Below are 24,469 nucleotides of genomic sequence, written 5' to 3'. Positions count from 1 at the left end.
GCTCGTGGCGGCCGGCAAGCCCAAGCTCGTCGCCATCATCGCCGTCGCCCGAAAGCTGCTCACCATCCTCAACGCCATCCTCCGGGACAAAACGCCATGGCAGCCCAAAAACGCTTGACCCGAAAGACAGTCGCTCCCCACAGCGCACAGCTTCGCTGTGCTTGGGGGAGGGATTAAGCGGCCACCAGTCCCTTCACCGGCTTCACAAGCGCGCTGTCCGGAAACACCCGTTCCGCCAGCACACGCTCGCCGATCCCGAGATGATCGTGCAGCACGCCCTTGAGCACCGCACGCAGATCCGTCGTCGGCGCGAGATCGCGACCATCATGCAGCCGGCCATTCGCCAGCCCCGGCCAGTCCGCGATCACACGCCCGCCCTTCACGGCGCCGCCCGCCAGCAGCGCGATCGTGCCGGTGCCATGATCGGTGCCCGCCGTGCCATTGATCTTCGCGGTCCGCCCGAACTCCGTCGCGACCACCACCACCGTATCGCGCCAATGCGGACCTAACCCGCTCTGGAATTCCGCCAGCGCGCTATCGAGCCCGCCCAGCAATTGCGCGAGCCTTCCCACCGGCCCGCCTTCCTGCGCATGCGTATCCCAGCCATCGAAGGCCAGCGCCGCGACACGCGGCCCGTCATCGGCCGCCATCAGCTTCGCCGCCCCCCGCGCCACCTGCTTCATGGCATCGACACCGTTGCCACCCTTTGGCTTCATGTCGGTGCCGACCGCAAGCTTGTCGAGCTTCAGCCCCTGCGACAGCGCCGCAGCCAGCGCGGGATCACGATCCCCATAAAGCTGCAGCAGCCGCATCGCCGTATCATCCGCCGCATTGGGCAGATTGACCGGCGACCAACCCACCGTCGGCGCGGCGCCGCGCAGCACCAGCGGCGTGGTCGGTCCGACCGCGAGGCCCGATGTCACGCGCTCGCCGCGCGGCAGCGCCTCGATGGCGCGGTTGAGCCAGCCCGACTGCACGCGACCGGGACCGGGATAGCCACTCTCCAGCACATCCTGCCCGTCGAAATGCGAGCGCTCGCGATAGGACGTCGCCACCGCATGCACGATCGCCGCCTGCTTGTCGCGATACATCCGCGCAAATTCCGGCATCGCCGGATGCAGGCCGAAGAAGCCGTCGAGGCCGATCGCGGCATTCGGCCCGTCCTTCGAGAGCGCGATCGATCCGTGCAGCCCGGCATAATCGGGATCGCCCAAGGGCGCGACCGTCGCGAGCCCATCCAGCGCGCCGCGCAGGATGACAACGATCAGCCGTGGATCGCGCGCATCAGCCGCGCGTGCGAATTTCGGCAGATAGGCCCAGGCTGCAAAGGCCGCGCCGGAAAGCAGCAGCGAGCGACGCGTCGGCGCAAGAGTCCGGCTTTCACAACATTCCATCGTCATCTCCTCTGGAATTCCGGCGACATCAACAGCAACGCCAAAGCCTGCTGCCGGGTCTCGGCGCGCGCGATGGTCTGGCGGGTCTCGTTTGATGCCGCCTCGCCGGCCGCGACCTCCAACAGATCGCGAGCGTCGACGCTGTCGGCGATCTTCGACGACAATTGGGCGGCGAGATCGAGCCGCAGCTTGAGCCCTTCCGGTGCCGCCCAGGCGGCGTTGCTGTCCGGAAAACCGTTCGGACCGGCCGGCGTCCATAGCGGCTGGCCGAGCGTGTTCAGCCCGCCGAGATGCGCATTGGGATTGTCCGGGATCCGCGCCAATAGCCGGCCGGTGGCGATCAGGTAGTCATAGGGCGAGCGGATTTTCTGCAGCGGCGCGGCCCAGGCCTCGTCGGAGGACAGCAGCGTGCGGGTGAGCAGCCCGAGATCGCCGTCGCTCTTGAGAAACGACGCCTCGAGCTTGGCGACCAGCGACGCCGGCGGATCGTCGGCGACAAAATGCCGGGCGAATTTTTGCGCGATGAATTTCGCCGTCGCCGGTTGCCTGGCAATGTCGGCCAGCGCCGCCTCGCCCTGCGCCACGCCAGCGTCGTCGTAGACCTTGCCGAGCAGGGTCTGCGGCCCCGGCTGATGCGCATTGGCGTTGAACACGAAGCTGCCGGGCGCGCCGAGCCGGCCCTCGCGGCCGGCGAAGGTCCAGCCGGTGATGATCCGCGCCAGCGAGGTGACGTCGTCCTGCGAATAGCCGGCACCGACGCCGAGCGTATGCAGTTCCATGATCTCTCGGGCGAGGTTCTCGTTCAGCCCGCGCTTGCGGTTCTGCCCGGCCTTGGAGTCCGGGCCGATCGATTGCTGATTGTCGAGAAAGAACAGCATCGCCGGGTGCCGCTCGACCGCCTGCAGCATGTCGGCGAAGCGGCCCAGCACGTGCGGCCGGATCGCCTCGCGCTCATAGGCGCCGGCCCAGATCCGCGCCGGCTCGCCCTTGTTGGCGGAGATGCAGAAATGGTTCGACCAGAACACCACCAGACGCTCGACGAAGCCGCAATCGGCAATCGTGGCGCGCTGGATCCGCGCCAGCGCCTCATTGCGATAGGTTTTTTGCACCACGTTGAGCGGCTGCGGCGCCGGCGGCGGCGGCTTTGGCGCCTCGGGCGGCGGCGCGGTCATCATGGTGGCGCTGCCGGCATTGGCCGCGGCGGCGCTCGCTGCCGCCGGCTGTTCCATCGCCGGCGGATTGGCTTCGGAGGCAGGCGGTGCCGCCTTGGCGGCGGCCTCGCGGGCCTGCTTGACCTCGTCCTGATAGGCAAACAGCGCCTGCCCCAACGCCTGCGTCGACCACAGCCCCGGCGCCTGCAGCAGCGCGTTGGGCCGACCGAGTTCCGCCATCACGAAGCCGCGCGGATCGGACGCGGCATTGTCGAGATCGCCCGACGAGCCGCCGCGGGCGCCGAAACCGAACCGATGGAGCGCTGTGAGCGCAGCTTGCCAATCCTTGGCCATCAGGCGTCCTTGCGTTGATCGGTCCGGCGCGCCCGAAGGGGTCGAAATTGATAAGCGACGCAACCGTTGCAGCCGATTATACTCGCGGTCGCGATGAACCCGACATGAAAGCCGGCGAGAGTGCGATCACCTTCATGACAAAACGGTTTGGAATCCCCGCCCCGGCGGCGCGCCTTCTGGTCTGTTCCAGCTGCGGCGCGGAGTTTGCCTGCAATCTGTCCAGCGATTGCTGGTGCGCCGACGAAACCGCGCGGCTGCCGATGCCGGAGGACAGCGGCGACGGCGACTGCCTGTGCCGCGACTGCCTGCGCAAGGCCGCCATCCCCGCGGTGCATTAAGATTGCGCATCCTCTCGTCCGACCACGCCCTTGGGTTTTCGGAACGCTCCGCTAACGCTGCGCGCGCCTGCGATGCATCGGGAATCCCGACGTGACGGCTGACTGGCAAGTCGACGCGGTGCTGCTCGACATGGACGGCACGCTGGTCGACACCGAACGCGTCTACATCACGAGCTTAACCGAGGTGCTCGACGAGTTCGGCTATCCCGACGCCGGCCTAGTCTGCCACGGCATGATCGGGCTGCCCGGGCCGGAATGCCAGCAATTGCTGGTCAGCCATTACGGCCGCGACTTTCCGCTACCCGCGATTAACCGCGCGTTCGCGGCGCGTCGCGATGCCATGCTGGCGGCGGGGCTGCCGCTGAAGCGAGGTGCGGTCGAATTGTTGGACGCGCTGCGCGCCGCGCAATGGCCGATGGCGGTGGTGACGTCGTCGTCGCAGCGCACCGCCGAGGCGCATCTGGCGCTCGGCGGCATCCGCGCCCGGTTCGACCTGATCATCACCCGCGACGACGTCGCGCGCGGCAAGCCCAGTCCCGATCTCTATCTGCTGGCGGCGGAACGGCTCGGCGTGGCGCCCGGCGCCTGCGTCGCGGTGGAGGATTCCAGCGTCGGCATCGCCGCGGCGTTCGCCGCCGGCGCCATCGCGCTGATGGTGCCGGACCTGCAGCAACCGAACGACGCCACCCGCGGCCAATGCGCCGCGGTGCTGCCGGATCTTGACGCGGTGCTGGCGCTGCTGCGCACGCGGGCCGGGCTCGGGTTGGCGCGCGGCAAATAACAAGGCCGTCATCCCGGGGCGCGAGCAGCTTTAGCTGCGAGCGAGCCCGGGATCCATAACCCCTGCAGGGGATGTGGATCCCGGACTTGCTCGTTCTGACGAACTCGCAATCCGGGATGACGGCTGTGTTTGAGGTCAGCGCAGTGCCGAAAACTACACCGGATAGCCTGGCGACTTGCGCGCCAGGCCGTCGAAGGCGTCGAGCAGTTTGTCGCGCCAGGCATAGACCGGATCGTCGGGCTTCAGCAGCGCGAAATCGCTGATCGCTCGCGCCCATTGGAAACCGCCGAACAGGATGTAGTCGGCGTAGTTCGGCGCCTCGCCGCCGACGAACGGCTGGGTCCGCAGCGTCAGCCGCAACGGATCGAGCGCCTTGCGAAAGCCCTCCACCGCGACGTCGCGGTTGGCCGCGATCTGTTCCAGCGACTTGCCGAACCGCGGCTCGCGACTGTTGCGAAAGTAGTCCTGATCCTCCGGCCGCAGATGGGCGTGGATGTCGGCGGCGATCAGCGGAAACACCCCGCCGATCACCGCGATGTCGCCCCACCAGTTCAGCATCCGCGCCATCGCCCGGCCGCCGGCGCCGCCGAACAGCGACGGCCGTTCCGGATAAGCGTCCTCGAGATAATTGGCGATCGCCCAGGAATCCGCCACCGCATGGTCGCCGTCGAGCAGCACCGGCACTTTTTCCGACTTGTAGGGACTGATCGCGGCCTTCTCGGTGAAGCGCCAGGGGATCGAGGTGACGTCGAGCCGCTTATGCGCCAGCGCCATCCGGGTGCGCCAGCAGAACGGGCTGAACGGCCGGGTCTCCTCGACGCCGACCAGTTCGTAGAGTTTCAGCGTCATGGCTTTTCCGCCTTCGAGGTTGATAGCAGCAGTGCCACACGCCGGCTTTCCCCGCAAGCGGCAGCGGGGACCCCACAACGATATCAACTTCTCCTCGCAGCAGCGGTCGAGCGTGGCCTCCGCGGGTCGTCCCTGCCGCACGCAGGGACCCATCCCCCTGGCGCCCGAGACAAGAGTAAGGAGCTTCAGCCACCGTGCGCAACCGCGACTCCGCGCCGTATGGGTCCCTGCGTGCGCAGGGACGACAAGTTGAAAGGCGGCGGCCAGTCACGGTCAAACTGCGCGCTGCTGGCTGCAGGCTTCGGGCTGCACGCACCCGAAGCACTCTACGATCCGCGTCCCGCCCGCGGCGAGAGCGGACGGCGCGCTTATTTCACCACCGAGGCGGTCTGGCCGAACAGCAGTTTGCGCTCTTCCTCGGTGCGGATCGCCGGCTTGCCGAAATCCGGATTGATCTCCTTGGCCTTGGCATAGGCGCGCTGCGTCGCCGGGCGCTGTTCGATGGCGGCGAGCCAGCGCTTCAGATGCGGGAAATCGTCGATGTTCTGGCCCTGGTTCTTGTACGGCACAATCCACGGATAGCTCGCCATGTCGGCGATCGAATAGTCGCCGGCGATGAATTCGCGATCCGCCAGCCGCTTGTTCAACACGCCATAGAGCCGGTTGGTCTCGTTGACGTAGCGGTCGATGGCGTAGGGAATCTTCTCCGGTGCGTAGTTGCTGAAGTGATGGTTCTGCCCGGCCATCGGGCCGAGCCCGCCCATCTGCCAGAACACCCACTGGATCGCCTCGTAGCGCGCGTTGAGCAACGACGACAGGAACTGGCCGGTCTTCTCGGCGAGATACAGCAGGATCGCGCCGGATTCGAAGATCGAGACCGGCTTGTCGCCCCCCTTCGGCGCGTGATCGACCAAGGCCGGGATCCGGTTGTTCGGCGCGATCGCCAGAAACTCCGGCTTGAACTGGTCGCCCTTACCGATGTTGACCGGAATAATCTGGTAGGGCAGCGCCGCCTCCTCCAGAAACATCGTGATCTTGTGGCCGTTCGGCGTGGTCCAGTAATACAGATCGAGTTGCGGCGCGGTCATGGGCGATCCCTGTGATTGTTGATGGCTTCGGGCGCTAGCCCAGTTGGATGCGAGTGCATGGACTTTTCACCCAATGCCGGGGCAAGTCAATGGCCCGGCCGGCCGAGGTTTGAATCTTGAACCGAACTGGCAGTTGGCGCAATCTTAGGTGGTGATACGGGGGGCTGGCGCAACACCGGCCGAGAAACAAGACCAGCCAAGACTAAAGGGCAAGAAAAAGGGGATGACCATGACAACGCGACGCACGGTTCTGCTGTCCCTGGCGTTGGGGATGGCGGCGGCAAGCCCGGCCTTTGCGGCCTCGGCGCTGAAAGTGCTCGATCCGGACAACGACGGCACCGTCGATCTTGCCGAGGCCAAGGCCGCGGCGTCGAAACTGTTCGACAAGCTCGACCGCGACCATGACGGCACGCTAGATGCCCGCGAGTTGCGCGGCCGGCTCGGCAAGGCGGATTTCGCCGCCGCCAATCCCGACAATGACGGCACGCTCGACAAGACCGAATATCTGGCGCTGGTGGAGCGGCGCTTTGCCGCCGCCAACCCGGACAATGACGGCACGTTGGACGCCAAGGAACTGGCCTCGCCGGCCGGCAAGGCGCTGCTCAAGCTATTGCTGTAGCGCGGCGCGCTCAGCCGCGCGAGGCCATCGCGAACAGGCTGATTTCGACCACGCTCATCAGCGCGAAGAACGATTGCGCGCGGCGGCAGATCGTCGGGTCGTGCCATGGCCATTGTTGCAGATGGCCATAGACCGCGACGCCGTCGGTGATCGCGAACAGCACGACCGCCAGCGGCGCCCACAGCAGCGCCAGCGGCGCGGCGTCAAACAGCGACAGCGCAATCAGGCCGCGCGACCCGGTGTGGCCGATCAGCGCGAACAACCGCTCCACCGGCACGCTGTAGCGCACGCACCACGACACCCGCGCGCCCTGCACCCACGCCGCCAGCTCGGCCTCGTTGGGCCTTGGGCCGAACACGCCGAGCCACAACACATAGCCGGCCTCGGCCGATCCGGCGCCGACGCCAAAAGCCACCATGTCGATGACGCACCAATCGAACGGCGCCAGCGCCGACAGCGCCGCCAGATAGCCGGCTGCGGCGGCGAGCTCCACCGCCGACACGAAGCCCTGCAGCACCGCGTTGGCGGCGACCGAGCCCGGCTGCGGCAGCGCCGGATTGCGCAGAGCTCGCACGATGCGGCTCTTGGCGACCACCGAGAGAAACCAGACCACGGCGCCGGCGACGACCAGATGCCACGGCGCGCCGCCCGGCCCGATGCACAGCCAGGGCGGGATCGCCACGATGGCCGCTAGCGCCGCCAGCGACGCCAGCGACCAATGTCGGGGAATGTCATCGACGTCCGCCATGAGCCACGGATCTACGTCAAGCCGGAACGATCATCCAGCCCACGAAGCGCCGGCGTGGCGCTCCGCATTGACCGGCTCGCGGCGGTTGGTTGCTAATCGCGATCCTTCGCCTGCGACGCAGAGGCCACCACGGCGCTGGAGACGACGACGTTGACCGCGGGCTTGGTGCCCTTGGTCAACACCCGCACCACCGGACTGACGAACGCCGCCACCGATGGATCCGCCGCGGCGAGGTTGCGCGCTTCGGGGGAGTTCAGCGCCTTCACCTGGGTGTCGTCGAGCTTGTAGCCGGCATCGCGCAGCGCCGCCGCGGGATTGCTTTCGAGCGCCTGCGCGAATTTCTCGTCCGAGAAGATGCGACCAACGAGTTCGGAAAAGGTTCTATCGGAGGCGGTTGCTGGGTCTGCCATGTCTGTCTCCTCTGGTTGGGGTGTTCGGGCCTCGGATCGAGGCCCGCCATGATGCTCACGGGTGCACTCGCAGGAACGATCACGCGCCGATGTGGCGAAGTGGCCGCTCCGTCGAGATCGCTCGACTGGAAACCGGGTCCAGACGAATCGGCTTCAGCTTCTTTTCCGGCATCGCCACCTCGCGCAGGCTCGCCAGCCCGTCCGGATGGCGGGTCATCACCTCTTCCGGGTAGTACAGCGCGATCGGCTCGGGATGGCCGTACTCCACCATGGTGCGATCCGGATATTGCAGTCGCGCCATGGTCTGCAGCGAGGTCACCAGCCCGGAGATCTGCCAGATCTCCTTCGGCGACAGCTTGACGCCGGCACGGAACAGATAGAGGTCCCGGAAGAAACCGTAATTGTTGTACATCGCCTCGTTGACCAGCCCGGCGTCGCGATCGGCTTCCCACAGCCGCGAGCCCGGAATCTGGCAATACCATTGCAGCAGAATGCGCACGCCATAGGTGGCGAACAGATGCGCCGCGAAGGCGCAGGTCTGGCGCACCTCCTTGGCGGTCTCCCACGGCAGCCCGATCACGAAGGAAAAATCCGCGTTGCCGGCGAGACCGTGTTTGTGCAGCATGCGGGCGGCGTCTTCCAGGATCTGCGTCGTGGTGCCCTTGCCGATCTTCAACAGCCCCTCGTCGTAACCGCATTCGGCGCCGACCAGAAACTGCCCGGTGAATTCGGCGATCGAAGCGATCAGCCCGTCATGCAGCAGATCGGTGGCGCGGGAATCGTACACCAAGGTCGGCTTCAGATTGCGCTTGCGGAAGATCTCGGTGATCTCCATTGCGCGCTTCGGATTCATCGTGAACTCGTCGTCGATGACGTGGATCATGTCGAGCTGGGTACGCGCCGCCTGCGGCATCATCTGCTCCAGCCGGTCGACGAACAGCTCCGCCGGCATGCCGCGCCAGGTCTTGCGGTACGAGGTGCTGCAGAACGAGCAATCGAACGCGCAGCCGCGCGAGGATTCGATCGACAGCCCCTTGTAGAGTTTCATCGGCAAGGCGCTGAAATCCGGCAGCGGGAATTCGCCGAGCGCGGTCTTGCTGAGCTTGGCGGCGATCGGATTGCGCACCACCTGGCCGGTGCGGTCGCGCCACGACAGGTTGGGAACCTGCTCGACGCCGTCGCCGCGTTCCAGCGCCGCGCATAGCGCCTGGATCGCGATCTCGCCCTCACCGCGCACGATGTAGTCGACCTGGTAGGTGTTGAGAATGTAGTAGTCGAACATCGTCGGATGGATGCCGCCGAGCACGATCGGCAACTCCGGGCGCAGCCTACGCAATTGCCGGATCACCGACACCGCGGTCGGCCACGACATCGAGGTCGCGGCGATGCCGACCAGGCCGCAATCCTCGAGGTCGTTGAGATAGGGTTCGATCTGGTCCGAACCGTCGGCGATCAGATCGGCGACGATCGCCTCGTGCTGGGCCTGGCGCAGCACCGCCTGCAGCAGATAGACCCCGTAAGGCGGGCATTCGCGCACCGCATCCATGGCGATCGCCTGCGGTTTGTCCCAGAACAGGTCGTCCATGATCGGAGGAGCTACCAGGAGGACTTTCATCGGATCCGCCCTTTCTGCCTGCGCGACAGTGTTGACGCGACTATCTTAGTGCAATGCCACCTGCTTTGCAATTATAAGTTGCGTACTAATACTAAATCTATATCAGGCTGCATATGGTCGGAAATGCGCGCCATCCCGCGCGCTGTTACGGCAGCGCTTTTCGGCTCCGGATGTGGTGAACTCGACATGGGGGCCGCCGCGACAGATCATCGCGGCACCCCGCGACGCCGCCGCGCGCCATCGCAGCCACTCAGATCTGGAGCCGCCATGCGTGAGGTCATCGAGCAGCAGCCGCGCGTCGCGGCAGCGCCGTTCAAGCCGGAGAAACCGTCATGACCACCACGTCCGACGATGATCTCGCCGCGGCCGTAGCAGCCGGCGTGATCACACCGCAGCAACGGGCGGCGCTGCGTGAATTTCTTGCCACGCGCGGCGCTGCGCCGGGCAGCGGCGCGCCGCGTTTCGATATCGTGCATCTGTTGTGGTACGCCGGGGCGCTGGTGGTGATCAGCGCGATGGGGCTGTTCTCGACGCTGGCCTTTTCCAGGATGGGCGGACCGGCGCTGATCGCCACGGCGCTGATTTACGCCGCGCTGTTCACCGCCGCCGGCCACTATCTTTGGCACCGCAAGACGCTGCGCACCCCTGGCGGGCTGTGCATCGCGGTCGCGGTGGCGATGGCGCCGCTGGCGGTGTTCGGCGTGCAGGATGCGCTCGGGCTGTGGACCGAATTCGGTAAGCCGGCGGCGATGCGCGACTTCTACATCTGGATCAAAGGCAGCTTCGTGTTCATGGAGCTTGCGACCATCGCCGCGGCGCTGCTGGCGCTGGCCTTCTACCGCTTTCCGTTCATCATGCTGGTGCTGGCGGTGTCGCTCTGGTTCCTGTCGATGGACATCGTGCCGTGGCTCACCGGCGCCACGCCCGGCGACTGGGAGACCTCGCGCAAGGTCTCGATCGGCTTCGGTCTCGGCATCATCGCGGCCGCGGTGATCGTCAATCTGCGGCAGCGCTCGGGCGATTTCGCGTTCTGGCTCTATCTGTTCGGGGTGCTGACCTTCTGGGGCGGCATCACCGCAGCGAGCGACGGCAGCGCGCTCGACAAGGCGCTGTATTGCGCGCTGAACGTCGGCTTCCTGCTGATCGCGGTGCTATTGGCGCGCCGGGTGTTCGCGGTGTTCGGCACCATCGGCATCGCGATCTATCTCGGCGACCTCGCCGCGGAGCTGTTCAAGGATTCGCTGCTGTTCCCGTTCGCGCTGTCCTTGATCGGCATCGGCATCATCGCGCTGGGCCTCTATACCAACCGCCATCGCGCCGCGATCGACGGCTGGGTCGCGGCGCGATTGCCGGACGCGGTGAAACGGCTGCGGCCGGCATGAGCCGGCCGCAGCGCGCTCATTTCTCCACCAGCTCCACCTGCGCCACCACCGGCCGGGCGCCGCTCTTCAGCTTGCCGTTCGGAATCAGCGTCACCGTCGCCTGCTTGGAGAGCTGATTGCCGCTTTGCAGCTTCTGCACCGTCTCGGTGACGTTGAACACCGCGGTGGAGTGATGGCCGGTGTCGGCGGCGGTGGCCGCGGCCGCATGATCGTGGCCGATCATGATGTGGAAGAAGTTCACCGTGCCGACATAATGCGGATCGTCCGGGCCGGGCTTGGCGCCCGCGGGCAGGTCGATATAGACGTCGTAGACCACGTCCCCCGGATCGGCGTTCAGCGTGATGCCGCCGAGCAGTAGATAGAGATTGCGCGGGCCGGTCGACGCCGCGAACGTCGTGACACGCGAACCGCTCAGCGCCGCGGCCGGCAGCGACAGCGAGGCCTGCACCGGCGCGTCGCCGAGCGACAGCGGCGCGGTGGTGACCGCCCGCACCTCCAGCGGCCGCGCCGCCGAGGGCGCTGCCTGCGCCGTGGGAGCCGCCTGCGCCGAGGCCGCCACCTCCGCGGTGGCGATGCCCGGCGGCACGAAATAATCGTCGTATTGATAGCCGAGCAGAGCGACGCGGTCGGCGCCGGCGACCGGCGCCGTCACCATGCCGCCGGCGGCATTGGCGAATACCAGCGTGCGCCTCGGCCAGGTCGGATTAGGCCGCCCCGGCAGCCGGTTCCAGCTCTCCCACAGCCGGTCGATCTCGCAATGATGCAGCCAGAACACCGGATCGCCGGCAGCGGTCGGCACCCGTCCCATATTGGTGGTGTTGCCGGTGTCGACATGCACCGCGCCATGCGGATTGCCGTCGAGCTGCGGGCAGAACCCCAGACTGCCGTCCGGGCTGTCGATATACAGCGTCTCGCGGAACGCGTCGGCGCTCAGCGGGGTGCGGCCCGACCCGACGTCGATCGGTTTGCCGTCGTTGACGCCGGGATTGCGGTTCGCCCGGAACAGCGAGCTCGAGGGATTGCGGAATTCTTCGGGAATCGCGGTCGAGGCCGGCGGGCCGCCGAGGTAGTTCCAATACGGCAGCGCGAAATCCGGGTTCTGCAGCACGCCGCGAATGATCTGCTCGAAGTAATACACGAAGTAGCGATGCCACGGCAGGAACAGCTCCTCCTGAAATTGCTCCGGCTGGTTCGGGTTGCTGCCATGGGCCTGGCAATCGTCCCACATCAGTTCGGCGAGCTTACGGTTGGGATCGCTCGCCGGCTTGCCGGCATAGACCGCCTGGAGGGTCTCGGCCTTCTTTGCCGCAACCGCGCTCCACGGGCTTTGCGGGCCCGGAATCCAGTGCGAGTACCATTGGAAGTCCCAATGGCGCGGGTCGCCCTTCGGGATCTTGGTGGTCATGATGGTGACCGCCTGGGCGTAGAGCTTGAGCATCGCCTTGCCCTGCTCTGACGTGGCGCTGAAGCGCGTATAGGGAGTCTGGTCGGCGGCTTTCAACCAATCCGGCGCGCCGAGCACCAGGCCGGCGGTCGCCGAGGTCAGCAATAATGAACGGCGGGAAAAATGGGACATGTCGCACGCTCCTGACTGGTAAAATTTTTTCTTCAATCAGAAGCTGTATTTCAGCGCAGGATCCCGTCGCTGTCCAGACGGATATCAGCGCGCCGCGGCGACGATCTGAATTTTACCGATGCTGGGGCGGGCCTCGGCCGACGGCTGGCCGTTGGGTACCAGCGTGACTGTCGGGGCGTCGCCGAGCGCGCCGCTGCCCTGCAGTTCGGCCAGCAGCGCGGTGACGTTGAAGCTGGCGCCGCGGCGGCCGGATTCGGCGTCGAAGAAGTTCAGATCGCCGACGTAATGCCGGCTGTCGCGCGACGGCTTGGTCGCGGCCGGCAGGTCGAGATAGACTTCGTAGACCGCGTCGACCGCGGCTTCGGCGCGGACCTGTTGCAGCAGCAGGTAGAATTGCTCGCCGGCGCGCTTGGCCTGCAGGCGCGCGCGCAGCGGCTGCGCCGCGGCCAGCGCCACCGACACCGGCGCGGTCCCGAGCCGCAATGGCTCCGCCTCTCGACTTTCCGCGATCGGCATGGTTTGCGCCCGCCCCGGCCGCGCCGCCAGCATCGCTGCTGCGGCCAACAGAACAATCCGACGGCTGATCTGGAACAGCGCTGGCATGCCGCATTGCTGACATGCCGATACGGCTGAATTTTGACCCCGCGGCGCTCGGCGGGGGCGAAGCGCGCGCGAGCCCGGGGCTTTCGTCGCGCGGCGACTCTCCCCATATTCCGGCCATGGCGAAAACTCCCGACAAACCGACCAAGCCGCTGAAGACTCCGAAATCCAAGGCGCATCGGCCGGAGGTCAAGCCGATCGGCCCGGCGCTGGCGGAACTGCTGAACCCGGCGATCAATCGCGGCGACGCCGGCATGGGCTCGGGCACCGGGCTGCAGCCGCCGCCGGATAATTCCAAGGATCGCCGCTCGGGCGGCGAGGCGGCGATACATCGCGCCCCCGCCTCGACGCCGAAGGGCAGCGAGGGAGATCGCGCCACTCGCAAGAGCACCGGCTCAGCATCCGGAAGTTACCCCCCTCCCCGCCCCTCCCCCACAAGGGGGGAGGGAGAAGAAAGCGCGGCCGCGCCCCAACCCTCCCCTCCCCCTCGCGGGGAGGGGTCGAGGGTGGGGGGAGACGCGAGTGCGGCGTCCGACAGCAACGCCGGGCCCGGCTTCGCCGAGGCCCCGCAATCCGACTTCGCCGCGCCGAATTACGGCACCACCGCGACGATTCCGACGCTCGATCCGGAACTCGCCAAGCAGCTCGGCTTCACCACCGAGGAGGAAGACCAGGCCGCGCTGGCCCGGCCGCCGCGCAACAAGATGGAAGCGCTCGGCGTGCAGGCCACCGCCGACGCGCTGGAAAGCCTGATCCGCGACGGCCGCCCGGAATTCAAGGGCGAGGACGGCCGCGTCAAACTATGGACGCCGCATCGCCCGCCGCGGCCGGAGAAATCCGAAGGCGGCGTGCGCTTCGTCATCAAGTCAGAATACGAGCCGAAGGGTGACCAGCCGACCGCGATCAAGGAGCTGGTCGAGGGCATTTCGCGCAACGATCGCACCCAGGTTCTGCTCGGCGTCACCGGCTCGGGCAAGACCTACACCATGGCCAAGGTGATCGAGGCAACGCAACGCCCGGCGATTATTCTCGCGCCGAACAAGACGCTGGCGGCGCAGCTCTATGGCGAGTTCAAGAGCTTCTTCCCCGACAACGCGGTGGAGTATTTCGTCTCCTATTACGATTACTACCAGCCGGAGGCCTACGTCCCCCGCACCGATACCTATATCGAGAAGGATTCCTCGATCAACGAGCAGATCGACCGGATGCGCCACGCCGCCACCCGCGCGCTCTTGGAGCGCGACGACGTCATCATCGTCGCCTCGGTAAGCTGCATCTACGGTATCGGCTCGGTCGAGACCTACACCGCGATGACCTTCGCGCTGAAGAAGGGCGAGCGGATCGACCAGCGCGCGCTGATCGCCGATCTGGTGGCGCTGCAATACAAGCGCACCCAGGCCGATTTCACCCGCGGCACCTTCCGGGTGCGCGGCGACGTCATCGACATCTTTCCGGCGCACTACGAAGACCGCGCCTGGCGCGTCAATCTGTTCGGCGACACCGTCGAGACCATCGAGGAATTCGACCCGCTCACCGGCCACAAGCAGGACGAGCTGGAATTCATCAAGATCTACGCCAATTCGCACTACGTCACGCCGCGGCCGACGCTGTTGCAGGCGATCAAGTCGATCAAGGCCGAATTGAAATGGCGGCTCGATCAGCTCAACGATCAGGGCCGGCTGCTGGAGGCGCAGCGGCTGGAGCAGCGCACCACCTTCGACATCGAGATGATGGAAGCCACCGGCTCCTGCGCCGGCATCGAGAATTATTCGCGCTATCTCACCGGCCGCCGCCCGGGTGAGCCGCCGCCGACCTTGTTTGAGTATGTGCCCGACAACGCGCTGGTGTTCGCCGACGAGAGCCACGTCACCGTGCCGCAGATCGGCGGCATGTTCAAAGGCGACTTCCGCCGCAAGGCGACGCTGGCCGAATACGGCTTCCGGCTGCCGTCCTGCATGGACAACCGGCCGCTGCGCTTCGAGGAATGGGACATGATGCGCCCGCAATCGGTCGCGGTGTCCGCCACGCCATCGGCGTGGGAGCTGAATGAATCCGGCGGCGTGTTCGTCGAGCAGGTCATTCGCCCGACCGGGCTGATCGATCCGCCGGTCAATATCAGGCCGGCGCGCACCCAGGTCGACGACCTGGTCGGCGAAGTCCGCGCCACCGCAGCCGCCGGCTATCGCTCGCTGATCACCGTCTTGACCAAGCGGATGGCGGAGGACCTCACCGAATATCTGCACGAGCAGGGCATCCGCGTGCGCTACATGCATTCCGACATCGACACCATCGAGCGCATCGAGATCATTCGCGATCTGCGGTTAGGGGCCTTCGACGCCTTGGTCGGCATCAATCTGTTGCGCGAAGGCCTCGACATTCCGGAATGCGCGCTGGTGGCGATCCTGGACGCCGACAAGGAAGGTTTTTTGCGCAGTGAAACGTCTCTCATCCAGACCATCGGCCGCGCCGCGCGCAACGTCGACGGCAAGGTGATTTTGTACGCCGACCACATCACCGGATCGATGCAGCGCGCCATCGCCGAGACCGACCGAAGGCGCGAGAAGCAGGTCGAGTACAACACCGAACACAACATCACCCCTGAAAGCATCAAGAAATCGATCGGCGACATTCTCAACAGCGTCTATGAGCGCGACCACGTGCTGGTCGAGATCGGCGGCGGCGGCGAGGCCGGCAGCTGGTCCGACGACGTCGGCGCGATCGGGCATAATTTCGAGGCGGTGCTGGCCGATCTCGAAACAAGGATGCGCGAGGCCGCGGCCGACCTGAACTTCGAGGAAGCGGCAAGGTTGCGCGACGAGGTGAAGCGGCTGCGCGCCACCGAATTAGCAGTGGTCGACGACCCCACCGCCAAACAGCGCACCGTGCAGGGCAAGGCCGGGTCTTACGCCGGCGCCAAGAAATACGGCGCCGCCGCCAACCTGCCGCAGCAATCCAAGGAGCGTGGCGGCAACAACACGCCGAAGGCACCGTCAAAGATCCACAAGCCCGATCTCGACGAGATGGGCATCGCCACCTGGCACGAGGTTATGCCCGACCGTAAGGGCCGCGCCAAGCCGCGCAAGCCGACGCTCGACGAAATGGGTCCGGGCCCCGAGAGCAAGATTTTCCAACCGACCAATTCGCGGCAATCCGGCCCGGAATTCGGCCCCTCGCCGCGCTCAAGCGGCGGCGCGCCGGGGCATCGCGGCGGCTGGAAGAAGCGGTAGCTCGCGCGGCCGGCATTCCGCTTGCGCTATTCCCCAGCACAGAATAGCTTGCTCGGATGATCCGCTCGTTTCGGGATACGGCAACCGCAAGGCTGTTCGCGGACCAGGACGTGCCGCGGTTTCGCGGCATCGAGCGGTCAGCCCGCCGAAAATTGTTGCTGCTTGACGGCGCAGCAAAGCTGGACGATCTGCGGCAGCCGCCCGGCAACCGGCTCGAAGCTCTCAAAGGTGATCGCCGTGGGCAGCATTCGATCCGCATCAACGATCAATGGCGGATCTGCTTCGAATGGCGCGACGGCGGAGCACAGCTGGTCGAAATCGTGGACTATCATTAGGGACGACGACGATGGTCAGAACGAAACAACTCGCCCCGATTCCTCCCGGCGAAATCCTGATCGAGGAATTCATGAAGCCGAACGGGATCAGCCAAAACCGGCTGGCACGCGATATTGACATCAACCCGGCCCGCGTCAACGACATCGTGCACGGCCGCTCGGCCATCACCGCCGCAGTCGCGCTGCGGCTGGCGAAATATTTCGGCACCACGCCGGAATTGTGGATGAATCTGCAGGCGTCCTACGATCTGCGCCGCGCCCGCGCCGCTGACTGGCCGACCATCGAACCACGCGTGCGGGTGCTCGCCGCCGAATAGGCGAGCGGTTTTGGCCCACCTCGAGCCGCGAAGCCGGCCTGGAATTCGACCTCGCCGCGCAGTAGCGGCGGCGCGCCGGGCCTCGCGGCCCCCGACCTCAGAGTCCGACCGAAAAACAACGAACCCAATCCGTGGGCTTTGTCATTGCGAGCCGAGGGCGGCGCGGCGCGCCGACCGAACAGCGAAGCAATCCAGCGGCATCACGCTTAGCCCTGGATTGCTTCGTCGCAAGAGCTCCCCGCAATGGCGCGTGCAGGCCTCGCGTCATTGAGCGCTTTTCGACGCGGCTGCACGCCCACCGCGTGCGGTGCGTTGCGTTACTGCTGACCCTTGGCGGCGCTGTCGGCGCCGATCGGCGTCGGCGCGGTGCCGGCCGCGCCGTTGCCGGAGATCCGGTTGTTGCCGAACGATTGCGTCACCCCGCTGATGCCGGTGGCGTTGAACGCGACGTCGCTATTGGCCAGCCGGATGGTGACGGTGCCGCCGCCATTGGCGACGCCGGTGCCGTTGCCGCTGGTGACGCTGCGATCGACGTTGACTTCGACCGCCGCGAACGGGCCTTCGGCCTCGATCCCCGCCGCGGTGTTGCCGGCGAACACCGAATTGTTGATCATCACCCGCGCCGCGCTGCCCACCGCGATGCCGAAATTCGAATTCTCGACCCGCGCCCGATCGAGCACCGCGTCGATCCGCGACCCGGCGGAGGCGCCGGCATTGGGGTTGACCAGGATGCCGGTGCCGCCGGTGTTGCGCACGATGGTGTCGGTGACATAGAGCTCGCCGCCGCCGGAGCGTTCGTCGGAAATGCCGCGCGCGGCGCCGCCGAAATTGCCGTCGATCACGCAATGCTCGATGAACACTTCGCTGCCCGCCGATCCCGCCGCGCCGGTGATCCGCACCCCGATCAGGCCGGTGTCGGCGCCGTTGAAGCTCAGCCCGCGCAGCCGCACGGTCTTGCGGGTTTCGCCGACGGCGGTGAAACTGTCGAACGGAATGTTGATGCCATTGGTGCCGGCATTCAGGATCGAGCCCAACGTGTAATTGCAATCGATGGTGATCGATTTGGTGATGGTCACCGCGCCGTAGCCGGCCGGATCGATGCAGTTGATCTCGCCGTTGACCGCGGTCTTGGAAATCGCGCCGGCGAAGGTCTTGCACGGCGCGGTGCGGCTGCACGGATTGGCGTCGTCGCCGACCCCGGAGACCCAGGTCCGGGTGGCTTGGGCCTGTGCCGGCGCCGCCGCCAGCAGGCCACACAGCAGCGCCAATGCGCTCAGCAAGTGGATGAATTTGCGCATTCAATCCTCCCTTTGCATATCTTTCATGTGAATATTTTAAATATGCACTTTTGAAATTTCTAAAACCAACTCCCTTAGCTTCTTGCGGACCGCATCGTATCGAGATACGCTGGCATTTTCAATGAGCCGTTGATAATTTTTGATCATTGCTACTTGCCGGCCGCCTCGGCCGAATCTGTTAGATGGACTACGCGCGCGCGTGGCGTCTCGCAGCTAATCGTCGAGCGGCCGAACCCGGAACGGGCTTCGTCATCACAAGGAGGACAGCTGATGCGACGCGTTGAACTGTCGATCCGCGAACTGTCGATCCACCTTTTATCGATCGGCGCCTTATCGATCGGCGCTGCCATTGCCACCATTGCCGGCGGCGTGACGCTCAGCAGCGACGCCGCGGCGCAAACCGCCGGCCCGGCGCCGCGCGATCCGTTGGCCGATCCGCTCAGCCCGCCGCCGTCCGGGCCGAACGAGCGGCAGGTCTATCTGGTGCGGCAGGATCAATCCGACTGCAGCAACAGCAACGTGCCGGCTTCGGATTCGCCCAATGTCGGCGGCAATCTGTGGCTGCGGCGCGGCGATGACGGCAACACTACCGTCAAGGTGGCGATGACGGTGTCGCCGAACACCACCTATCACTTCTTCCTGAAATGCGTGCGCCAGCTCGGCGACATCAAGACCGGCGACGAGGGCACCGGCTTCGCCAGCTTCAGCTTCCCGACCAGTTCGGTCGGCCAAGTCTATGCCTTCGACATGTATCCGGAGGGCGCCCCGCCCGGCAACAAATTCCAAAGCGCCACGGTCAAATTCCCTTAGTGTCGTTTCGAGCTGGATTGATGCGCTTCAAGGTTCTCTGGCCGTCAGTCCGGGGCGCGAGCAGCTTTGGCTGCGAGCACTTGGCTCGCATGAGTCCGGCTCGCATGAGCCCGGCTCGCAACGAGACGTCAAAAGCGCCGGCGAGTGGGCGGGGTCGTGTGCGGGCGTGACCCAATCAAGTGCCGGCCTCAGGCATCAGCAACGCCGCCGCCTCCGCCGCCTCGGCGGTCTCCTTCAGCAGCAGATACTCACCGCGCTGCAAGCTGGCGGCGCTGGCGGCGACCACGGCGCGCTTCGGACAGAGGCCGAGGCAGCCGGTCATCACCACGCGCGGGCGCTTGACGCCCTGCGCCTGGCTGCGCTGTTTCAATTCGGATTTCAGGGCCCGCTTCAGCGCCTTGCCGTCGGCGCTGCGCGACAGGCATTTACTGCAGATCAGCACCGGCGGGGCGCGGCGGGGGCGAGCGATAGCAATCGACGACTTTGGGGCCATGCTTGCAATATAGGGCGTCCGCGCGCCGATGCCATGGCGGAATCTCGCCCAGCCGCGCAGCCCTGCTGCCCGTCGGTCGGGATTCCGGGCGGCCGCCGATGCGCCCGCGACCTGGTAGTTTTGCCGGGTGGTTAGCAGCCTGCTTGAGGTGCCACGTCAACCCAAGTTTAAGCCGGACAGGGTAGTTCAAACAAACTGCTGTCTCACCCGGAAGCCCCGCCCCATGAAAATCGGCACCCTGCTTACCCTCGCCATCGTTGCGCTGTCGGCCACCGGCGGCGGACTGGCGGTCTATGTGGCAGCTTCGAAATACGACACCATGGAGAAGGTCGCCGACGCCCAGGCACGGCTGGAGCTGGTGCGCGCGGTCGGCGACATTCCGCGCTATCTCAATCCGGAACGCGGCTTTGCCACCAACATCCTGTACGGCCCCGCACTGATCGATCCGGCGGCGCGCGCCGAACTCGACAGCAAGTATCGCAAGCAGACCGACGACGCGCTCGACAAGATGAACCGGCTCAGAGCGACGACGGTCGGCGCGCTCGACGACGGCGCCGAACTCGCCGGCGCCATCGACGGGCTGAACGCCCAGTTCAAGGCGCTGCGTGCGGCGATCGACAAAGCGATTGACGGCGCGGCCGAGGCGCGCCGCGACGCCGCCAAGAAGATCGTCGCCGACAATGCGACGTTGAACGCCGCGGTCACCGTCCTGCTCGCCGAACAGGTCCGCAAGATCGCCGCGCGCAATGGCCAGGCCTATCGCCAGGCCGCCAATGCCAACGTCGCCTGGACGCTGCGCGACGTCGGCGGTTACAATTCGAGCCTGCACAAGAATCTGATCGCCGCCAACCGCGTGGCGACCGACGCCGAGCGCATGGAGATCAGCCGCGCGCAGGGCGCCGCCGACCAGATCCAGGCCTCGCTGCTGGAATTGCGCAGCAATCCCGCGACGCCGGCCAATGTCAAGGCCGCGCTCGACAAGATGCAGGAAGTGTTCGTCGATCGCTTCGGCAACGAATTGAAGCTGGTCAAGGCCGGCGCCCTCACCGGCAAATACGAACACGACACCCAGCTGTATTTCACCGAAACCCAGCTCGGCCTCGCCACCGTGATCGGCGTGCGCGAGGCGTTCTACGACAATGCCGCGCAGCTGCTGAACGACGCCCACGACAGCGCGCGGCTGAGCTTCCTGATCGCGCTCGCGGTGCTGCTGGCGGTGACCGCGGCCAGCATCGGGCTGATCGTGATGGTGCGGCGGCGGATCTGCCAGCCGATCGTCGACATCACCGCCGCGATGTCGCGGCTGGCCGGCGGCGACGCCACCGGCGCCGTTCCCGCCAGCGATCGCGAGGACGAGATCGGGGCGATGGCCGCCGCGGTCCAGGTGTTCAAGGACAACATGATCCGCGGCGAGCAACTGGCCGGCGAGCAGGCCGCCGGCAACGACGCCAAGATGCGGCGCTCGCGCATGATCGACGATCTGACCAAATCCTTCGAGGCCCGGATCGGCGAACTGGTCGAGGGGCTGTCGTCGTCGGCGGCGACCATGGAGTCCACCGCCCGCTCGATGTCGTCGACCGCAACCACCACCGACCGCCAGGCCGGGCTGGTCGCCGGCGCCTCCGAACAGACCTCCTCCAACGTGCAGATGGTGGCGAGCGCCACCGAGCAATTGACCTCCTCGATCACCGAGATCAGCCGCCAGGTAGCGCAGTCCGCGCAGATTTCCGCCCGTGCCGTCGCCGATGCCCGCCGCACCGGCGATACCGCGCAGTCGCTGGCCGCCGGCGCGCAGAAGATCGGCGACGTGGTGACGCTGATCCAGAGCATCGCCTCGCAGACCAACCTGTTGGCGCTCAATGCCACCATCGAGGCGGCGCGCGCCGGCGAGGCCGGACGCGGCTTTGCCGTGGTCGCTTCGGAAGTCAAATCGCTGGCCGGGCAGACCGCCCAGGCCACCACCGAAATCTCCGAACAGGTCGCCGCGATTCAGAACGCCAGCGCCGACACCGTCGCGGCGATCCGCAACGTGCTCGAAGTGATCACCGAGATCGAGCAGATCGGCGGCGCGATCGGCGCTGCGATCGAACAGCAGGGCTCGGCGACCAAGGAAATCGCCCGCAACGTCCAGCAGGCCGCGCACGGCACCCAGGAGGTCAACGCCAACATTTCCGGCGTGCAGCAGGCCGCCAACGAAACCGGCAGCGCGGCGACCCAGGTGCTGGGAGCCGCCGAGCAATTGTCGCAGCAGTCGCAGGATCTCGCCGGCCAGGTCAATCGCTTCCTCGCCGACGTCCGCGCGGCCTGAGCGCGGCCGCGCGCCGGGTGGATGCCGCTGCCGGCGGCGCCGGCCGCCCTTGCCAGATGCCGCAAAATCGCTATGCCATGGCGCAACCGCATAGTTAGCACGTCGACTTTTTGCTGCGACACTCAAAAGGACCTCCAGCCATGGCGGACGCCGATCTCGATGTCATCATCCGGCAGCTTGCAAAACAGCAGACCAGGACGCTGACCGCCGCCACCAAGACCAGGCGCGACCGCTATCTCGGGCTCGCCGCCAAGGCCAAGGACGCCGCCGCCAAGGCGCGGTTCAAGGAGCTCGCCAGAGAGGCGTTCGAGCAGGGCGCCGCCGCCGCCAAGCGGCTGCAGACTTCGGCCGACAACGCCGCCGACTCCTACGCCCGGGCGATGCGCAAGGCCGCCGAGCAGCCGGTCGCGGCCAAGCAGGCCAAGACGGCCGATGCCGGCAAGACGCCGCCCGCCAAGAAGGCGCTGGCGAAGAAGGCGCCCGCGGTCAAGAAGGCGGCGAAGAAGCCGGCCAAGGCCAAGACGGCCAAGCGCTGAACGCAACTTCGCGCGCGCAATACGCGCGGCAAGCATCGGCGACCCAACGAGCCCGTCATTCCGGGGCGCGAGGGCGCAAGCCCGAGCGAACCCGGAATCTCGCCGCGTGGATGTACGCTTGCGAATTTACAGCAAGATCACGGGTTCACTCGCAGCGTCGCTGCTGGTGCCCGGGATGACGGCGTGATCTTTCGGAAGGCGCGTCGCCCCATCTGAAACGCGGCCTCGACACGGCCTCAGCCAAGACGCAGCTTGCTCATCTTCGAATCCTGCCGCCCGAGACAGCGCCTCGATGGAGACCGCCGCCTTGGACTCCCTGCCTCCCCCAAAAACCAAAACGGGCCGGCGTTGCCGCCGGCCCGTTGAAAATCCCGCTCGATCGGTTCGTCCGATCGGGCGCGCGCTCAGTAGCGGTAGTGATCGGCCTTGAACGGGCCTTCCGGCTTGACGCCGATGTAGTCGGCCTGCTCGGGGCGCAGCGTGGTGAGCTTGACGCCGATTTTCGCCAGATGCAGCCGCGCGACTTTCTCGTCCAGCGACTTCGGCAGCACGTAGACTTCCTTCTTGTACTTGCCGTCCTTGTTGTTGGCGTAGAGCTCGATCTGCGCCAGCGTCTGGTTGGTGAACGACGCCGACATCACGAAGGACGGGTGGCCGGTGGCGTTGCCGAGGTTCACCAGGCGGCCTTCCGACAACAGGATGATGCGGTGGCCGTCCGGGAAGGTGATCTCGTCGACCTGCGGCTTGATGTTGTCCCACTTCAGGTTCTTCAGATGCGCGATCTGAATCTCGTTGTCGAAGTGGCCGATGTTGCAGACGATGGCGCGATCCTTCATCGCGCGCATGTGCTCGATGGTGATGATGTCCCTGTTGCCGGTGGCGGTGACGAAGATGTCGGCGCGGGGTGCCGCGTCTTCCATGGTCACCACTTCATAGCCTTCCATCGCCGCCTGCAACGCGCAGATCGGATCGACTTCGGAGACCATGACGCGGCAGCCGGCGTGGCGCAATGAGGCCGCCGAACCCTTGCCGACGTCGCCGAAGCCCGCGACCATCGCCACCTTGCCCGACATCATCACGTCGGTGCCGCGGCGGATGCCGTCGACCAGCGATTCCCGGCAGCCATAGAGGTTGTCGAATTTCGACTTGGTCACCGAGTCGTTGACGTTGATCGCCGGGAACAGCAGCGAGCCGGCCTTCTGCATGTCGTACAGCCGGTGCACGCCCGTCGTGGTCTCCTCGGAGACGCCCTTGATGTTCTTGGCGATCTCGGCGAAGTAGCCCTTCGGCTTCTCTTTCAGGAGCCGCTTGATCAGGCCGTAGAACACTTCCTCTTCTTCGGAATTGTGCTGATCGAGGAACACGGTGTCGCCGTTCTCGGCGCGCAGCCCCTGATGCACGAACATGGTGGCGTCGCCGCCGTCGTCGAGGATCAGGTTCGGGGTTAGAATTTCACCAGGCTTTGCGCCGTGCCAGTCGAACAATTTGGCGGTGTAGTCCCAGTAATCCTTCAGGCTCTCGCCCTTGATGGCGAACACCGGAACGCCGGCCGCGGCGATCGCGGCGGCGGCGTGGTCCTGGGTCGAGTAGATGTTGCACGACACCCAGCGCACGTCGGCGCCGAGCGCGACCAGCGTCTCGATCAAGACCGCGGTCTGGATCGTCATGTGCAAGGAGCCGGCGATCCGCGCGCCCTTCAACGGCTGCTTGGGGCCGTATTCCTCGCGGGTGGCCATCAGGCCGGGCATCTCGGTCTCGGCGATCGAGATTTCTTTGCGGCCGTAATCGGCGAGCCCGATGTCCTTGACGATGTAGTCGGTGAAGGAGGGCTTCTTGGCGGTGGCGGTCATATGAGTTTTCCTGAAACGGAGTAATTCGGACGGTTCAATACCAGACGAAATCGCACGTTTTATGGCGACGCATCCCTGGCGGCGAACGACGACGCCGTCATCCCGAGCTGCACACCATCAGGTGCGCCTCGAAGGATGGCGGCGGGCACTTGTCGCTTTCATCCTTCGAGGCTCGCCGTAAAGAACGGCGAGCGCCGCAGGATGACGGCAGCGCCTCCCCCGGCGATCGGCAGGGGAAGGCGTCCTTGGTTAGATGGCGCGCTTCAGCGCCTCGGCCAGATCGGTCTTTTCCCAGGAGAAGCCGCCTTCGGCGTCCGGGGTGCGGCCGAAATGGCCGTAGGACGAGGTCCGCGCATAGATCGGCTTGTTGAGGTCGAGATGCTTGCGGAT

Annotated in this window: 23 protein-coding genes and 1 pseudogene; 11 read left to right on the top strand and 13 right to left on the bottom strand. The window is 66.1% G+C overall.

The window, feature by feature from the left end:
• Nucleotides 1-118, top strand: a pseudogene (locus VGC77_RS06325) (IS110 family transposase); the annotation flags it as partial.
• A gap of 55 nt (nt 119-173) precedes the next feature.
• Here VGC77_RS06325 and VGC77_RS06320 read toward each other — a convergent pair.
• Nucleotides 174-1,400 (bottom strand): DUF1501 domain-containing protein, encoded by a 1,227-nt coding sequence (locus tag VGC77_RS06320; protein WP_331170722.1) that lies wholly within the window; start codon nt 1,398-1,400, stop codon nt 174-176.
• The gene (locus VGC77_RS06315) at nt 1,397-2,899 is read right to left on the bottom strand and encodes a DUF1800 domain-containing protein (protein ID WP_331170721.1); all 1,503 of its coding nucleotides are present in this window, start codon (nt 2,897-2,899) and stop codon (nt 1,397-1,399) included. The genes VGC77_RS06320 and VGC77_RS06315 overlap by 4 nt, the downstream gene beginning before the upstream one ends.
• 134 nt (nt 2,900-3,033) lie before the next feature.
• Between VGC77_RS06315 and VGC77_RS06310 the strand changes: the two genes are divergently transcribed.
• Complete coding sequence (locus tag VGC77_RS06310; protein WP_331170724.1) at nt 3,034-3,237, top strand: hypothetical protein; 204 nt, start codon at nt 3,034-3,036, stop codon at nt 3,235-3,237.
• Nucleotides 3,238-3,328: 91 nt separating this feature from the next.
• Nucleotides 3,329-4,018: an HAD family phosphatase gene (locus tag VGC77_RS06305; RefSeq protein WP_331170720.1), complete on the top strand. Its 690-nt coding sequence runs from the start codon at nt 3,329-3,331 to the stop codon at nt 4,016-4,018.
• 153 nt (nt 4,019-4,171) lie between these two features.
• Here VGC77_RS06305 and VGC77_RS06300 read toward each other — a convergent pair whose 3' ends face one another.
• Together VGC77_RS06300 and VGC77_RS06295 are read right to left on the bottom strand one after the other, a co-directional pair.
• The gene (locus VGC77_RS06300; RefSeq protein ID WP_331170719.1) at nt 4,172-4,867 is read right to left on the bottom strand and encodes a glutathione S-transferase family protein; all 696 of its coding nucleotides are present in this window, start codon (nt 4,865-4,867) and stop codon (nt 4,172-4,174) included.
• Between the two features lie 368 nt (nt 4,868-5,235).
• Complete coding sequence (locus VGC77_RS06295) at nt 5,236-5,955, bottom strand: glutathione S-transferase N-terminal domain-containing protein (RefSeq protein WP_331170718.1); 720 nt, start codon at nt 5,953-5,955, stop codon at nt 5,236-5,238.
• A 229-nt stretch (nt 5,956-6,184) separates the two neighbouring features.
• Here VGC77_RS06295 and VGC77_RS06290 point away from each other — a divergent pair, with 229 nt between their 5' ends.
• Nucleotides 6,185-6,574 (top strand): EF-hand domain-containing protein, encoded by a 390-nt coding sequence (locus VGC77_RS06290; RefSeq protein WP_331170717.1) that lies wholly within the window; start codon nt 6,185-6,187, stop codon nt 6,572-6,574.
• A 10-nt stretch (nt 6,575-6,584) separates the two neighbouring features.
• Here VGC77_RS06290 and VGC77_RS06285 read toward each other — a convergent pair whose 3' ends face one another.
• The 3 genes from VGC77_RS06285 to VGC77_RS06275 form a co-directional block, all read right to left on the bottom strand.
• Complete coding sequence (locus tag VGC77_RS06285) at nt 6,585-7,322, bottom strand: hypothetical protein (protein WP_331170716.1); 738 nt, start codon at nt 7,320-7,322, stop codon at nt 6,585-6,587.
• A 92-nt stretch (nt 7,323-7,414) separates the two neighbouring features.
• Complete coding sequence (locus tag VGC77_RS06280; protein WP_331170715.1) at nt 7,415-7,732, bottom strand: Os1348 family NHLP clan protein; 318 nt, start codon at nt 7,730-7,732, stop codon at nt 7,415-7,417.
• A 79-nt stretch (nt 7,733-7,811) separates the two neighbouring features.
• Nucleotides 7,812-9,347: a B12-binding domain-containing radical SAM protein gene (locus VGC77_RS06275; protein WP_331170714.1), complete on the bottom strand. Its 1,536-nt coding sequence runs from the start codon at nt 9,345-9,347 to the stop codon at nt 7,812-7,814.
• A gap of 332 nt (nt 9,348-9,679) precedes the next feature.
• Between VGC77_RS06275 and VGC77_RS06270 the strand changes: the two genes are divergently transcribed.
• A complete protein-coding gene (locus VGC77_RS06270) occupies nt 9,680-10,729 on the top strand; it encodes a hypothetical protein (protein WP_331170713.1) in 1,050 nt (349 codons plus the stop codon).
• A 16-nt stretch (nt 10,730-10,745) separates the two neighbouring features.
• On the opposite strand, the gene VGC77_RS06265 is transcribed toward VGC77_RS06270, so the two are convergent.
• On the bottom strand, nt 10,746-12,305 hold the full coding sequence (locus tag VGC77_RS06265; RefSeq protein ID WP_331170712.1) for a tyrosinase family protein: 1,560 nt from the start codon (nt 12,303-12,305) through the stop codon (nt 10,746-10,748).
• An 84-nt stretch (nt 12,306-12,389) separates the two neighbouring features.
• Nucleotides 12,390-12,908 (bottom strand): hypothetical protein, encoded by a 519-nt coding sequence (locus VGC77_RS06260; protein ID WP_331170711.1) that lies wholly within the window; start codon nt 12,906-12,908, stop codon nt 12,390-12,392.
• Nucleotides 12,909-13,024: 116 nt separating this feature from the next.
• Here VGC77_RS06260 and uvrB point away from each other — a divergent pair, with 116 nt between their 5' ends.
• From uvrB to VGC77_RS06245, 3 genes are read left to right on the top strand one after another with little or no spacing between them, the layout of a single operon-like run.
• On the top strand, nt 13,025-16,132 hold the full coding sequence (gene uvrB / locus VGC77_RS06255) for an excinuclease ABC subunit UvrB (protein ID WP_331170710.1): 3,108 nt from the start codon (nt 13,025-13,027) through the stop codon (nt 16,130-16,132).
• Between the two features lie 56 nt (nt 16,133-16,188).
• A complete protein-coding gene (locus VGC77_RS06250) occupies nt 16,189-16,467 on the top strand; it encodes a type II toxin-antitoxin system RelE/ParE family toxin (protein WP_331170709.1) in 279 nt (92 codons plus the stop codon).
• Nucleotides 16,419-16,784 (top strand): HigA family addiction module antitoxin, encoded by a 366-nt coding sequence (locus VGC77_RS06245; protein ID WP_331170708.1) that lies wholly within the window; start codon nt 16,419-16,421, stop codon nt 16,782-16,784. Before VGC77_RS06250 ends, VGC77_RS06245 begins: the two co-directional genes overlap by 49 nt.
• Nucleotides 16,785-17,101: 317 nt before the next feature.
• Here VGC77_RS06245 and VGC77_RS06240 read toward each other — a convergent pair whose 3' ends face one another.
• Nucleotides 17,102-18,082, bottom strand: a complete 981-nt coding sequence (locus tag VGC77_RS06240) for a right-handed parallel beta-helix repeat-containing protein (protein ID WP_331170707.1) — start codon at nt 18,080-18,082, stop codon at nt 17,102-17,104.
• Between the two features lie 270 nt (nt 18,083-18,352).
• On the opposite strand from VGC77_RS06240, the gene VGC77_RS06235 reads away from it, so the two are divergent.
• Nucleotides 18,353-18,892: a hypothetical protein gene (locus tag VGC77_RS06235; protein ID WP_331170706.1), complete on the top strand. Its 540-nt coding sequence runs from the start codon at nt 18,353-18,355 to the stop codon at nt 18,890-18,892.
• 175 nt (nt 18,893-19,067) lie between these two features.
• Here VGC77_RS06235 and VGC77_RS06230 read toward each other — a convergent pair whose 3' ends face one another.
• Nucleotides 19,068-19,334, bottom strand: coding sequence for a (2Fe-2S) ferredoxin domain-containing protein (locus VGC77_RS06230; RefSeq protein ID WP_331170705.1), 267 nt, complete (start codon nt 19,332-19,334; stop codon nt 19,068-19,070).
• Nucleotides 19,335-19,608: 274 nt separating this feature from the next.
• On the opposite strand from VGC77_RS06230, the gene VGC77_RS06225 reads away from it, so the two are divergent.
• Nucleotides 19,609-21,693: a HAMP domain-containing methyl-accepting chemotaxis protein gene (locus tag VGC77_RS06225; protein WP_331170704.1), complete on the top strand. Its 2,085-nt coding sequence runs from the start codon at nt 19,609-19,611 to the stop codon at nt 21,691-21,693.
• 140 nt (nt 21,694-21,833) lie between these two features.
• Nucleotides 21,834-22,229: a hypothetical protein gene (locus VGC77_RS06220; RefSeq protein WP_331170703.1), complete on the top strand. Its 396-nt coding sequence runs from the start codon at nt 21,834-21,836 to the stop codon at nt 22,227-22,229.
• 404 nt (nt 22,230-22,633) lie between these two features.
• Here VGC77_RS06220 and ahcY read toward each other — a convergent pair whose 3' ends face one another.
• Together ahcY and VGC77_RS06210 are read right to left on the bottom strand one after the other, a co-directional pair.
• Entirely contained in the window at nt 22,634-24,079 is a 1,446-nt protein-coding gene (ahcY, locus tag VGC77_RS06215) for an adenosylhomocysteinase (RefSeq protein WP_331170702.1), read from the bottom strand.
• 249 nt (nt 24,080-24,328) lie between these two features.
• A partial coding sequence (locus tag VGC77_RS06210; protein ID WP_331170723.1) for a methionine adenosyltransferase domain-containing protein occupies nt 24,329-24,469 on the bottom strand: 141 nt, incomplete at its 5' end.

The organism is Rhodopseudomonas sp., from assembly GCF_036404135.1.
Classification (GTDB): domain Bacteria; phylum Pseudomonadota; class Alphaproteobacteria; order Rhizobiales; family Xanthobacteraceae; genus Rhodopseudomonas_A.
This window is presented reverse-complemented; position numbering and strand designations above follow the sequence as displayed.

Coding starts and splice junctions, on each gene's coding strand:
- VGC77_RS06320 (WP_331170722.1), bottom strand. CDS start 1,400: ATGACGATGGAATGTTGTGAAAGCCGGACTCTTGCGCCGACGCGTCGC.
- VGC77_RS06220 (WP_331170703.1), top strand. CDS start 21,834: ATGGCGGACGCCGATCTCGATGTCATCATCCGGCAGCTTGCAAAACAG.
- VGC77_RS06270 (WP_331170713.1), top strand. CDS start 9,680: ATGACCACCACGTCCGACGATGATCTCGCCGCGGCCGTAGCAGCCGGC.
- VGC77_RS06295 (WP_331170718.1), bottom strand. CDS start 5,955: ATGACCGCGCCGCAACTCGATCTGTATTACTGGACCACGCCGAACGGC.
- VGC77_RS06260 (WP_331170711.1), bottom strand. CDS start 12,908: ATGCCAGCGCTGTTCCAGATCAGCCGTCGGATTGTTCTGTTGGCCGCA.
- uvrB (WP_331170710.1), top strand. CDS start 13,025: ATGGCGAAAACTCCCGACAAACCGACCAAGCCGCTGAAGACTCCGAAA.
- VGC77_RS06300 (WP_331170719.1), bottom strand. CDS start 4,867: ATGACGCTGAAACTCTACGAACTGGTCGGCGTCGAGGAGACCCGGCCG.
- VGC77_RS06310 (WP_331170724.1), top strand. CDS start 3,034: ATGACAAAACGGTTTGGAATCCCCGCCCCGGCGGCGCGCCTTCTGGTC.
- VGC77_RS06315 (WP_331170721.1), bottom strand. CDS start 2,899: ATGGCCAAGGATTGGCAAGCTGCGCTCACAGCGCTCCATCGGTTCGGT.
- ahcY (WP_331170702.1), bottom strand. CDS start 24,079: ATGACCGCCACCGCCAAGAAGCCCTCCTTCACCGACTACATCGTCAAG.
- VGC77_RS06275 (WP_331170714.1), bottom strand. CDS start 9,347: ATGAAAGTCCTCCTGGTAGCTCCTCCGATCATGGACGACCTGTTCTGG.
- VGC77_RS06250 (WP_331170709.1), top strand. CDS start 16,189: ATGATCCGCTCGTTTCGGGATACGGCAACCGCAAGGCTGTTCGCGGAC.
- VGC77_RS06245 (WP_331170708.1), top strand. CDS start 16,419: ATGGCGCGACGGCGGAGCACAGCTGGTCGAAATCGTGGACTATCATTA.
- VGC77_RS06265 (WP_331170712.1), bottom strand. CDS start 12,305: ATGTCCCATTTTTCCCGCCGTTCATTATTGCTGACCTCGGCGACCGCC.
- VGC77_RS06240 (WP_331170707.1), bottom strand. CDS start 18,082: ATGCGCAAATTCATCCACTTGCTGAGCGCATTGGCGCTGCTGTGTGGC.
- VGC77_RS06290 (WP_331170717.1), top strand. CDS start 6,185: ATGACAACGCGACGCACGGTTCTGCTGTCCCTGGCGTTGGGGATGGCG.
- VGC77_RS06280 (WP_331170715.1), bottom strand. CDS start 7,732: ATGGCAGACCCAGCAACCGCCTCCGATAGAACCTTTTCCGAACTCGTT.
- VGC77_RS06225 (WP_331170704.1), top strand. CDS start 19,609: ATGAAAATCGGCACCCTGCTTACCCTCGCCATCGTTGCGCTGTCGGCC.
- VGC77_RS06235 (WP_331170706.1), top strand. CDS start 18,353: ATGCGACGCGTTGAACTGTCGATCCGCGAACTGTCGATCCACCTTTTA.
- VGC77_RS06285 (WP_331170716.1), bottom strand. CDS start 7,322: ATGGCGGACGTCGATGACATTCCCCGACATTGGTCGCTGGCGTCGCTG.